Genomic DNA, 10,996 nt, shown 5'->3' with positions numbered 1-10,996 from the left:
AAAAATTTAGAAAGACGGGAAGAGATTCCTGCTTTCGCAGGAATAACATGGGAAAAGTAACAGGTTTTAAAGAATTTGAAAGAAAAGATGAGCCATACAAGCCAGTAAAGGATCGTGTAAAACATTACAATGAATTTACTGTGCCTTTAAAGGAGGATGACATGCGAAAACAAGGCTCGCGTTGTATGGATTGTGGCATTCCATTTTGCCATAGTGGTTGTCCATTGGGAAATCTTATTCCAGATTTTAATCACATGGTACACCAAGGCGAATGGCAAAAGGCCTCATGGATTTTACATGCTACAAATAATTTTCCGGAATTTACTGGTCGTTTATGTCCTGCACCATGCGAGCAGTCATGTGTATTAGGAATTATTGAAGATCCGGTATCTATTGAAAATATCGAAAAAAATATTGTCGAACGTGCATTTAAGGAAGGTTGGATAAAACCACAACCACCAAAAACCAGAACAGGAAAAACAATTGCTGTTGTCGGTTCTGGACCAGCAGGTTTGGCCGCTGCCCAACAATTAAACAGAGCAGGTCACACAGTTACCGTTTTTGAACGTGATGATGCTATTGGAGGCTTGTTACGCTACGGAATCCCGAATTTTAAAATGGAAAAAGGCATCATCGATCGTCGATTAAAGATTTTAGAAGCTGAAGGTATTGTGTTTAAAACCAATGTTAATGTCGGTGTGAATTACGATGTGAAGGAACTTAAAAAATTTGATGCCGTTGTCCTTTGTGGAGGTTCTACTGAAAGACGAAGTTTGCCAACACCAGGCATTGATGCCGATGGTGTAGTGCAGGCTATGGACTTTTTAACGCAACAAACTAAAGTGGTTTTCGGACAGAAAGTAAAAGATCAGGTTTTAGCAACAGGTAAAAATGTGATAGTTATTGGAGGTGGAGATACAGGTTCGGATTGTATTGGGACATCCAATCGTCAAGGTGCAAAATCGGTTGTTAATTTTGAAATTATGCCTAAACCACCAGGACATCGCTCACCAGCTACACCTTGGCCATATTGGCCGTTACAATTAAAAACATCGTCTTCCCATAAAGAAGGTGTTGAGCGTAATTGGTTGATTAACACCAAAGAATTTGTAACGAATGCAAAAGGAAAATTAACAGCTTTAAAAACCGTAAATGTAGAATGGGAAATGGTGCCTGGCGAACGCCCTAAACTAAAAGAAATTGCAGGAACAGAAAAGACTTGGAAATGTGATTTAGCTCTGTTAGCACTTGGTTTTACAGGGCCAGAGTCAACAATTGCGGATAAACTGGGTTTAGATAGAGATGTTCGTTCAAACTACAAAGCGACTTACGGAAAATACCAAACCAATGTTCCAAATATTTTTACGGCAGGCGATATGCGAAGAGGACAATCCTTGATTGTTTGGGCAATTTCTGAAGGAAGGGAAGCCGCACGTCAAGTGGATATTTACCTGATGGGTAAATCGGATTTGGCGACTAAAAATGAAGAAGGCGATTTGGTGGCGTTGTAAAAATGAATCAATGTGTATATATATTCTGCAAGGTCAAAAAAAGACCTTGCAGAATTGTAACATTAGACTTTTGAATAAAGTATAAAACATTGGGGAATTGATAGTGGCTTTTTTAGAAGAATAAACTTATTAATGCCTACCCTTCAAAACACCCTCAATATCTTCAAGTGTAAACCCTTTAGCTTTCAATAAAATTAAATAGTGATACATTAAATCAGCAGCTTCGTTTTTAAACAAATCATCATCATTATCTTTGGCTTCAATAACCAATTCTACAGCTTCTTCGCCTACTTTTTGAGCGACTTTATTAATGCCACTTTGGTAGAGTTTGTTGGTGTACGAATTCTGGTCGTTGGTATCAATACGGTCATTGATGGTTTGCTGCAATTCATATAAAAAACCTTTAGCGGTTTCTTCTTTAAAACAAGAGGTGCTTCCTGTGTGGCAAGTTGGTCCTTTCGGTTCTGCTTTTATTAAAATGGTATCGTTATCGCAATCGATTTGGATATCTTTGACCGTTAAGAAATTACCAGATTCTTCACCTTTTGTCCAGAGTCTGTTTTTACTTCTGCTGAAAAAAGTGACTTTGTTTTCTGCTTTGGTTTTGTTGAAGGCTTCCAAATTCATGTAACCTAACATTAACACTTGTAATGTGTTGTTGTTTTGAATGATAACAGGAACCAGTCCATCTCCTTTTGAAAAATCTATGTTCATCGTATTGCTATGTTTTCGTTTTTTAAATACTGTTTTAATTCCGGAATTGGTATTTCGCCATAATGAAAAATACTGGCAGCCAATCCTGCACTAGCTTGTGTCGTTTCAAACAAGGTTTTGAAATGTGTTTTAGTTCCTGCGCCTCCTGAAGCTATAACGGGAATATTAACCGATTCACTCACGGCTTCCGTAATATCAAGAGCAAAACCAGCTTTGGTGCCATCATTGTTCATGGAAGTAAGTAAAATTTCGCCAGCGCCTAAAGCTTCCACTTGCTTTACCCAATCTAATGTTTTTAATGCTGTTGCGGTTCGTCCGCCATGTACAAATACTATCCATTCATTATCTACAAATTTAGTATCAATGGCAACGACCACGCATTGACTACCAAATTCTTTAGCGATTTGGGTGATTAACTCAGGATTCTTAACGGCTGAAGAATTCACGCTCACTTTATCCGCACCAGCTTTTATAATTGCGGAAACATCTTCAATGGAATTGATGCCACCTCCAACTGTAAATGGAATATTGATTTCTTCGGCAATATGAGTTACCAATTCCACTAATGTTTTTCGCTTTTCAACGGTTGCTGTAATATCCAAAAATACCAATTCGTCTGCTCCATGTGCCACGTATTGTTTGGCGAGTTCAATTGGGTCGCCAGCATCTCTGATGCCGATAAAATTAATGCCCTTAACCGTTCTGCCATTCTGAATGTCCAAACATGGTATAATTCGTTTTTTTAGCATAGTTTTTGTAATTCTTTTAGTGATATGTTGCCTTCATAAATGGCTTTTCCGAGAATGACGCCTTCGCAACCTATAGCTTTTACGTGTTCTAAATCGTGTAAAGAAGATACGCCACCACTGGCAATTAATTTTACATTCGATTTTGAAATGATTTCTGCGTATAATTCATTTGAAGTGCCTTGTAACATGCCATCTTTTGCAATATCTGTGCAGATGACATACTGAACACCTTTAGATTCATAATCTTTTATAAAATCAACAACATCCAATTCAGAAGCTTCCAACCAACCATTGGTGGCAATTTTTCGGTCTTTGCAATCGGCTCCTAAAATTATTTTTTCAGAACCATAGGTTTTTAACCATTCTAAAAACACTTTGGGATTGTTCGCTGCGATACTTCCACCTGTAATTTGATTCGCACCACATTCAAAAGCGATTCTCAAATCATCGTTAGATTTTAATCCGCCTCCGAAATCGACTTTTAAGTTGGTTTTAGAAGCTATGCTATCTAAAATGTCGTGATTCACGATGTGCTTCGATTTGGCGCCATCCAAATCCACTAAATGTAAATATTGAATGCCATTGTCTTCAAATTCTTTCGCGACTTCTAAAGGGTTTTCGTTATAGACTTTTTTAGTGTTGTAATCACCTTTTGTAAGTCTTACACATTTTCCGTCTATGATATCTATTGCTGGTATGATTCTCATCTTAGTTCCTGCGAAAGCAGGAATCTATTTCCATACTTTCTTGTTTTTTTATTTTAATACTATTGCTTTTCCATTTCATAAGGGTTGATAGATTGATAATCCATAAAAACACCCCTAAGAGCTTCGCTCGGTAATTTCTAAACAAAAGATATTTTGTTTCTCATTAATCCTCAAGGGGACAATCTAAGTAATGAACTTTTTTTAGTATTGATTAAAATTCATTATTGTTTTAACTTAATTCCAAAAAATTCTTCAACAACCTAGTTCCAACATCAGCCGATTTCTCTGGATGAAATTGGGTCGCATAAAAATTATCATGCTGCATGGCTGTTGCAAAGGGCAAAATATAATCACAAGTTGCAATGGTTTGCTCATTTTTTTCAGCATAATAACTGTGGACATAATACATGTCATTATCCGTATTTATATGTTGAAAAAGTTCACCTTTTACTTCAGAAAAACTATTCCAACCCATATGTGGTACTTTTTCTTTTGGTGGAAATTTTTTTACTCGGGTGTTGAAAATCCCCAAACACTTAGTGTCGCCTTCTTCACTATAATCGCACATTAATTGCAGACCTAAACAGATACCAAGCATTGGTTTTTCGATAGACCGAATAACGTCGTCAAGACCTTTGTCTTTTAAATATTTCATGGCAGAACTCGCTTCGCCGACACCAGGAAAAATGACTTTGCTAGCATTTAGTATTTCGGTTTTATCATCAGTAATAATACTTTCATAACCCAAACGGTTTAAAGCATTTTGAACTGAACGAATATTGCCAGCGTTGTATTTTATGATTGCAATCATTTTGACTTACGATTTTAGATTTACGATTTATGAATTTTAGTTTATGATAACAATTATTTATTTCTCAATTTTCGTCCCGTGAGGGACTTTATATGGGTAATAACTTGTAATACTCATGGTCAAGTGTGCCTTTAGGTACACCTTATGCAATACCCAAAGGCATTGTGGATAAAAAACTAAAGCTTTTTTACCCATATTTTGTCCATAAATGGACAATTTACGATTAAAAAAAGATTGCGAAACCAACCATTTAAATGTCTCTCTTGCATCGATTTTTTCGTGAACTATTATTTGTTTCATCTGATACTTTAATTAAATCTGATATCGTAATTCAAAAATCATAAACTTCCTTTCGTACTTGGAATGGAAAAATTATTGGTTTTTGAAACTGCCATTTTTATTGCTTTTGCAAAAGCCTTGAAAATAGATTCGATTTTGTGATGTTCGTTATCGCCTTCTGCTTTTATATTTAAGTTACATTTAGAGGCATCGCTAAAGGATTTAAAAAAGTGCATAAACATCTCTGTTGGCATTTCTCCAATCATTTCACGTTTAAATTCTGGTTCCCACACCAACCAAGGTCGTCCGCCAAAATCAATAGCAACTTGCGCTAAACAATCATCCATTGGCAATAAAAAACCATAGCGTTCAATGCCACGTTTACTTCCTAAAGCCTCAATAAATGCTTCTCCAAATGTTATGGCAACATCTTCTATGGTGTGGTGTTCGTCTATTTCTAAATCGCCTTCAACGTTTACAAACAAATCGATATTCCCATGTTTTGAAATTTGCTCTAACATGTGATCAAAAAATCCTAATCCCGTGGAAATATTACTTTTTCCAGAGCCGTCCAAGTTGATTTCGACCTCAATATTCGTTTCATTAGTTTTTCTAACAACAGTAGCCGTTCTCGGAATCGCTTTTAGATAATTGTAAATTTCCTCCCAAGATGTCGTATTTAAAATGGCATAATCGCTGCCTTCTACATTCATAAAGATGCCTTGACTTCCTAGGTTTTTGGCTAACTCGATATCTGTTGCTCTATCTCCAATGACAAATGAATTCTTTAAATCGTAATTCCCGTGAATGTATTTACCTAATAATCCTGTTCTTGGTTTTCTGGTAGGTGCATTATCTTCTGGGAAACTCTTATCGATTAATATTTCCGAAAATTCCACACCTTCATTTTTAAAAGCTTGAATTAGTTTGTTTTGCGCAGGCCAAAAGGTGTCTTCGGGAAACGAATCTGTACCCAAACCATCTTGATTGGTTACCATGACCAATTCGTAATCGAGTTCTTTGGCGATTCGTGATAACCATTGAAAAACACCAGGATAATATTCCAATTTCTCCAAACTATCAAGTTGAAAATCGATTGGTGGTTCTATGGCTAAGGTTCCGTCTCTATCTATGAATAGTACTTTTTTCATTTAACTTTAGTTAAATGTCCTGAATTTATTTCAAGACCTGATTAATTTATATCTGTTGTTTTTAATGATGGATTAGTTGCTTTTATAAGATTCCATTTCCATTCTTTATGCCAATTTTTTAATTGTCGTTCTCTTTTTTTTGCGACTTGTATATCTTCATATTTTTCAAAATATACAAGATATGAGATGTTATATTTTTTTGTGAACAGAGCTCCTTTTCCTGCTTTGTGTTGTTTCAATCTAATATTTAAATCTTCTGTATAACCAGTATATAGAACGGTTCTATTTTTATTGGTCAATATATAACAGTAATAAGATTTAAGAGTCATGGTATTTTAATTTAAAGTTCCTGAAACAAGTTCAGGATTTCGAAATTGATAAAAGGCTTTTTATCAATTTCTCATTCTCTTCAGGTTTCCCAACTGTAATTCTAATACTGTTTTTTACCAAGCTATTCCGGTTCCGAGTAATCACTTTTTGTTCCACTAAATTCAAATATATATGATCGGCATCGTCAACTTCAACTAACAAAAAGTTCGCATCCGAAGGATATATTTTCTTTATGATGTCCATTTTTTGCAATGCTTGAATTAACTTCTCTTTTTCTTCAAGAATAATTTGCTTGTTGGCTTCAAAAGTTGTTCGATTTTCTATGGCTTCAATAGCTGCAGTTTCATTCAGTTTACTAATGTTGTATGGCATTTTTACTTTGTTCAATAGTTTAATAACTTCTTGGCTAGCATAGGCAATTCCGATTCGTGCAGCCGCCAAGGCCCAAGCTTTACTGAAGGTTTGCGTGACAATTAGATTTGGATACGTTTCAATGGATTGACTCCAAGAAAGCTTGTCACTAAAATCAGCATAGGCTTCATCAATAATCACCATACCGTTAAAATTCTGTAATATAAATTCAATATCAGATTCGTTAAAACAATTTCCGGTAGGATTATTTGGCGAACAGATAAAAATGAGCTTGAGAGTTTCATCCTTAAAATAGGGTTTCAAATTATCTGTATTAATCTGAAATTCGTCATTTAGCGGAAGCGTTATTAATTCAATAGCATTGATATCTGCAGCGACTTGATACATACCAAATGTTGGTGTAAACGTGAGTGCTTTATCTTTTCCAGGAGTACAAAAAATACGATAAATTAAGTCGATAATCTCATCGCTACCATTACCTATAAAGATGTTTTTACTAGCAATTCCATTATATTGAGATAGCTTTTCTTTTAGTAATTTTTGGTCTGAATTTGGATAGCGATTTAAGGTGCCGAAGGGATTTTCATTGGCATCTAAAAACACACCTTCGTTACCTTTAAATTCATCGCGAGCACTTGAATAGGGTTTAAGTCCTAAAATATTTGGTCGAACTAAAGTTTTTAAATCAAACATTGTTAATGGCTTTTAGTCGTAATGTTACGGCATTTTTATGTGCATCCAATCCTTCGGCATCAGCCATTAATTCTATTGCTGGTCCAATATTAATGATGCCTTCTTCGTTTAAATTTTGAAATGTGATTTTCTTTACAAAACTATCTAAAGAAACGCCACTATAATTTTTAGCATAACCGTTTGTAGGTAAGGTATGATTAGTACCACTTGCATAATCACCAGCACTTTCGCAACTGTATTTTCCTAAGAATACAGAACCTGCATTTGTAATTTGGTCTATATAATTTGAAGCATTAACGGTTGCGATGATTAAATGTTCAGGTGCATATAAATTACTGAAGTCGATGCATTCGTTCATTGAATTTAGCAGAATAGCACGACTATTTTTTAAAGCTTCTGAAGCCATATTTTGTCGAGATAATTGATGCAGTTGCTTATCTAATTCTTGTGTCGTTTTATTTATGATTTCCGCATTGTCAGACAACAAAATCACTTGACTATCGGAACCATGTTCTGCTTGTGACAATAAATCTGATGCTACAAATGCAGGATTACTAGTGTTGTCGGCAATAACTAAAACTTCACTTGGTCCAGCAGGCATATCTATAGCAACACCTTGCTGTTGAATTAATTCTTTGGCTTTCGTCACAAATTGATTTCCTGGCCCGAATATTTTATAAACTTGAGGTACAGATTCCGTACCAAAAGCCATGGCCGCAATTGCTTGTGCGCCACCAACTTTATAGATTTTTGAGATACCAACCAGATTAGCCGTATATAAAATGGCGGGATGTATGTCGCCTTTTTTATTTGGAGGCGAACATAAAATAATGTCTTTACAACCAGCTAATTTGGCTGGAATTCCGAGCATTAAAATTGTTGAAAATAAAGGTGCCGAACCGCCTGGAATGTATAAACCGACTTTCTCTATACCGACAGATTTTCGCCAGCATTTAACTCCTTTCGTGGTTTCTATAACTTGTTCTTTTTCTCTTTGTGCTGCGTGAAACGATTCAATATTTTGCTTTGCAAGATTGATAGCTTGTTTTAAATCCTCAGGAACTTGATTAATTGCTGCTTCAATTTCAGGAATTTCAACTTTAAGTGACTTTAATTTAGTGTTGTCAAACTTCTCAGCATATTTAAATAGAGCTTTGTCTTTATGCATTTTCACGTCCTCTAGAATATCTTTAACTATTGTATCTAGGGTTTGCTGTTCTAAAACTGGTCGTTTTGCCAACGCATTCCATTCGGACTTATTTGGATTTTTATAGACCTTCATTACATTACCATTTTATCAATTGGAACGACTAAAATACCTTCTGCTCCTGCATTTTTTAGGGCGTCAATGCTATTCCAAAATTTATCTTCATCAATTACAGAGTGCAAAGAACTCCAGCCTTCTTGTGCCAAAGGCAGAATTGTTGGACTTTTTAAAACAGGTAGAATTGCTGTGACTTCGTCGATTTTATTGTTTGGAACATTCATGAGAACGTATCTTGAATTATTAGCTCTTAAAACGGCCTGAATTCTGAATATGAGTTTTTCGAGAATCGCTTCTTTTTCAGCATTCAGATTACTGTTTTTTGCTAAGACTGCTTCCGACTTTAGAATCACTTGTGTTTCCCGTAAGCCATTTTTAAAAAGCGTACTACCAGAACTCACTATATCGCAAACGCCATCTGCCAATCCGATATTTGGTGCAATTTCCACAGAGCCAGAAATCACATGAATATCGGCTTCAATACTATTTTCGTCTAAATAAGTTTGAAGTGTGTTAGGGTAGGAAGTGGCAATTTTTTTGCCGTCGAAATAGGATGCATTATCTGTTTCCACACGTTTTGGAACCGCTAATGAAACACGACATTTCGCAAAACCAAGTTTTTCAACAACTTCGGTTTTTTTCTGTTTTTCGATAAGTATGTTCTCTCCAATAATGGCAATATCGACGACACCATCTTCGATATATTGTGGAATATCTGAATTCCGTAAATACAAGACTTCTAATGGGAAGTTACGCGCTGCAACTTTCAATTGGTCTTTGCCATTATCTATTTTAATGCCGCAATCCTTTAAAAGTTTTAACGAATCTTCATTTAATCGACCGCTTTTCTGAATGGCAATTTTTAGTTTACTCATTTTTAATTTTTTTAATCTGAATAAACCAAACGTGAGGAAATAAAAAACCCGTCTGATTTATTCAGACGGGTTTTGAAATATATTAAACTACATATATCAATTCCAGCTCGCCTGAATGCAAGTATGAAAATGATGATGATGTATTTGACTAAAAGTCATTTGTTTCTTATTTGAGAACCAAAGGTAACATTAATTTTCAACTAAGGAAATTATTCAAAATCATTTTCAAAATATTTAACATCAATTAGGAAACTTTGCCCGAATATCTTCCAAACACAAATTATGAATACTCCCAATATGTGAGTGTTCTTTTCCTAAATCTGGTTGGTAAGTTCCTGCTTGCACTTGACTTCCAATTTTTTGATAGGCTTCCCTAAAGCTCATACCTTCAACTACAAAATTGTTTATACTATCTACTGTAAAAAGGTATTGGTATTTTTCGTCGTTGAGGTCAATATCTTTTACGATGATTTGTTGAATGGAATAATTAAAGATGTCTACAATATCTTTTACATCTTCAAAGGCATTGATGATGTTTTCTTTCAACAATTGAAAATCCCTGTGGTAACCACTTGGTAGATTATTTGTGATTAATAACATTTCAGAATGTAAAGCCTGAATTTTATTGCACTTACCTCGTATTAATTCAAACACATCAGGATTTTTCTTGTGTGGCATGATGCTACTTCCTGTGGTCAATTCATCTGGAAACGTAATAAAGCCAAAATTCTGACTCATATACAAGCAAATATCCATAGCAAAACGTGCCATGGTATTGCATAAACCTCCTAATGCACTTGCAATGGCACGTTCACTTTTCCCTCTACTTAATTGTGCTGCAACCACATTATATTTTAAAGTTGAAAACCCTAATTCTTTGGTTGTGATATTTCTATCAATAGGAAAAGAACTACCATAACCAGCAGCAGAACCTAACGGGTTTTGGTCCGCAATTTTTGAAACCGCATTTAGCACATAAACATCATCTATTAGCAATTCAGCATAAGCAGAAAACCATAATCCAAATGAAGAAGGCATAGCGACTTGCAAATGTGTGTAACCAGGTAATAATTGGGTTTTGTGTTTTTCTGCTAAATTTAATAAGGTGTCAAAAAATGTTTTTGTTTTGTTATTAATGATTTGCAAATTCTCTTTATAGTAGAGTTGAAGTGCCACTAAAACCTGGTCATTTCTAGATCGTGCGGTGTGGATTTTTTTACCGACTTCGCCTAGAGTTTTTGTAAGTTCATGTTCAATTTTAGAATGGACATCTTCAAAGGAGTCTTCAATATTAAAAGTGCCATCTTCAATAGATTGGGCTAAAATCTTTAATCCTGATTTCAATTGTTCTAACTCATCAGAATTTATAATTCCGATAGATTCTAACATAATAGCATGCGCTAAGGATGCTTGCACATCGTACTTGGCAATATGCATATCGATTTCTCTGTCGTTGCCAACGGTGAATAATTCTATTTTTTTATCTATTGAATAGCCTTTGTCCCACAATTTCATAATATAAATTTTAATTCTTAAAATT

12 protein-coding genes are annotated in these 10,996 nt (G+C 35.1%); 1 reads left to right on the top strand and 11 read right to left on the bottom strand.

The window, feature by feature from the left end:
* The first annotated feature begins 47 nt into the window (after positions 1–47).
* On the top strand, positions 48–1,511 hold the full coding sequence (locus HM990_RS16590; protein ID WP_178990535.1) for a glutamate synthase subunit beta: 1,464 nt from the start codon (positions 48–50) through the stop codon (positions 1,509–1,511).
* A 129-nt stretch (positions 1,512–1,640) separates the two neighbouring features.
* Here HM990_RS16590 and hisIE read toward each other — a convergent pair whose 3' ends face one another.
* The 11 genes from hisIE to argH all read right to left on the bottom strand — a co-directional run bounded on the left by hisIE (position 1,641) and on the right by argH (position 10,971).
* A complete protein-coding gene (gene hisIE / locus HM990_RS16585) occupies positions 1,641–2,225 on the bottom strand; it encodes a bifunctional phosphoribosyl-AMP cyclohydrolase/phosphoribosyl-ATP diphosphatase HisIE (RefSeq protein WP_178990533.1) in 585 nt (194 codons plus the stop codon).
* Complete coding sequence (gene hisF / locus HM990_RS16580) at positions 2,222–2,974, bottom strand: imidazole glycerol phosphate synthase subunit HisF (RefSeq protein WP_178990531.1); 753 nt, start codon at positions 2,972–2,974, stop codon at positions 2,222–2,224. The genes hisIE and hisF overlap by 4 nt, the downstream gene beginning before the upstream one ends.
* Positions 2,968–3,681 (bottom strand): 1-(5-phosphoribosyl)-5-[(5-phosphoribosylamino)methylideneamino]imidazole-4-carboxamide isomerase, encoded by a 714-nt coding sequence (hisA, locus tag HM990_RS16575; protein ID WP_178990529.1) that lies wholly within the window; start codon positions 3,679–3,681, stop codon positions 2,968–2,970. Before hisA ends, hisF begins: the two co-directional genes overlap by 7 nt.
* Positions 3,682–3,910: 229 nt before the next feature.
* On the bottom strand, positions 3,911–4,492 hold the full coding sequence (hisH, locus tag HM990_RS16570) for an imidazole glycerol phosphate synthase subunit HisH (RefSeq protein WP_178990528.1): 582 nt from the start codon (positions 4,490–4,492) through the stop codon (positions 3,911–3,913).
* Positions 4,493–4,549: 57 nt separating this feature from the next.
* Positions 4,550–4,792 carry a hypothetical protein gene (locus HM990_RS16565; RefSeq protein ID WP_178990525.1) on the bottom strand — a complete coding sequence of 81 codons (243 nt, stop codon included), beginning with the start codon at positions 4,790–4,792 and terminating at the stop codon, positions 4,550–4,552.
* A 38-nt stretch (positions 4,793–4,830) separates the two neighbouring features.
* A complete protein-coding gene (gene hisB / locus HM990_RS16560) occupies positions 4,831–5,922 on the bottom strand; it encodes a bifunctional histidinol-phosphatase/imidazoleglycerol-phosphate dehydratase HisB (protein WP_178990523.1) in 1,092 nt (363 codons plus the stop codon).
* Positions 5,923–5,963: 41 nt separating this feature from the next.
* Positions 5,964–6,251: a GIY-YIG nuclease family protein gene (locus tag HM990_RS16555; RefSeq protein ID WP_178990521.1), complete on the bottom strand. Its 288-nt coding sequence runs from the start codon at positions 6,249–6,251 to the stop codon at positions 5,964–5,966.
* A gap of 31 nt (positions 6,252–6,282) precedes the next feature.
* Positions 6,283–7,317, bottom strand: coding sequence for a histidinol-phosphate transaminase (gene hisC / locus HM990_RS16550; protein WP_178990519.1), 1,035 nt, complete (start codon positions 7,315–7,317; stop codon positions 6,283–6,285).
* Positions 7,310–8,599, bottom strand: a complete 1,290-nt coding sequence (gene hisD / locus HM990_RS16545) for a histidinol dehydrogenase (protein WP_178990517.1) — start codon at positions 8,597–8,599, stop codon at positions 7,310–7,312. Before hisD ends, hisC begins: the two co-directional genes overlap by 8 nt.
* On the bottom strand, positions 8,599–9,456 hold the full coding sequence (hisG, locus tag HM990_RS16540) for an ATP phosphoribosyltransferase (protein WP_178990515.1): 858 nt from the start codon (positions 9,454–9,456) through the stop codon (positions 8,599–8,601). The genes hisD and hisG overlap by 1 nt, the downstream gene beginning before the upstream one ends.
* 240 nt (positions 9,457–9,696) lie before the next feature.
* The gene (gene argH, locus HM990_RS16535) at positions 9,697–10,971 is read right to left on the bottom strand and encodes an argininosuccinate lyase (protein WP_178990513.1); all 1,275 of its coding nucleotides are present in this window, start codon (positions 10,969–10,971) and stop codon (positions 9,697–9,699) included.
* Positions 10,972–10,996: the final 25 nt, after the last annotated feature.

The sequence above is a fragment of the Winogradskyella schleiferi genome (assembly GCF_013394655.1).
Classification (GTDB): Bacteria; Bacteroidota; Bacteroidia; order Flavobacteriales; family Flavobacteriaceae; genus Winogradskyella; species Winogradskyella schleiferi.
The sequence above is the reverse complement of the archived record's forward strand: the minus strand, read 5'-3'. Positions and strand labels throughout refer to the sequence as shown.

What these genes read in the sequence shown, in the direction of transcription:
- HM990_RS16590 (WP_178990535.1), top strand. Translation starts at nt 48, where the DNA reads ATGGGAAAAGTAACAGGTTTTAAAGAATTTGAAAGAAAAGATGAGCCA.
- hisIE (WP_178990533.1), bottom strand. Translation starts at nt 2,225, where the DNA reads ATGAACATAGATTTTTCAAAAGGAGATGGACTGGTTCCTGTTATCATT.
- hisF (WP_178990531.1), bottom strand. Translation starts at nt 2,974, where the DNA reads ATGCTAAAAAAACGAATTATACCATGTTTGGACATTCAGAATGGCAGA.
- hisA (WP_178990529.1), bottom strand. Translation starts at nt 3,681, where the DNA reads ATGAGAATCATACCAGCAATAGATATCATAGACGGAAAATGTGTAAGA.
- hisH (WP_178990528.1), bottom strand. Translation starts at nt 4,492, where the DNA reads ATGATTGCAATCATAAAATACAACGCTGGCAATATTCGTTCAGTTCAA.
- HM990_RS16565 (WP_178990525.1), bottom strand. Translation starts at nt 4,792, where the DNA reads ATGAAACAAATAATAGTTCACGAAAAAATCGATGCAAGAGAGACATTT.
- hisB (WP_178990523.1), bottom strand. Translation starts at nt 5,922, where the DNA reads ATGAAAAAAGTACTATTCATAGATAGAGACGGAACCTTAGCCATAGAA.
- HM990_RS16555 (WP_178990521.1), bottom strand. Translation starts at nt 6,251, where the DNA reads ATGACTCTTAAATCTTATTACTGTTATATATTGACCAATAAAAATAGA.
- hisC (WP_178990519.1), bottom strand. Translation starts at nt 7,317, where the DNA reads ATGTTTGATTTAAAAACTTTAGTTCGACCAAATATTTTAGGACTTAAA.
- hisD (WP_178990517.1), bottom strand. Translation starts at nt 8,599, where the DNA reads ATGAAGGTCTATAAAAATCCAAATAAGTCCGAATGGAATGCGTTGGCA.
- hisG (WP_178990515.1), bottom strand. Translation starts at nt 9,456, where the DNA reads ATGAGTAAACTAAAAATTGCCATTCAGAAAAGCGGTCGATTAAATGAA.
- argH (WP_178990513.1), bottom strand. Translation starts at nt 10,971, where the DNA reads ATGAAATTGTGGGACAAAGGCTATTCAATAGATAAAAAAATAGAATTA.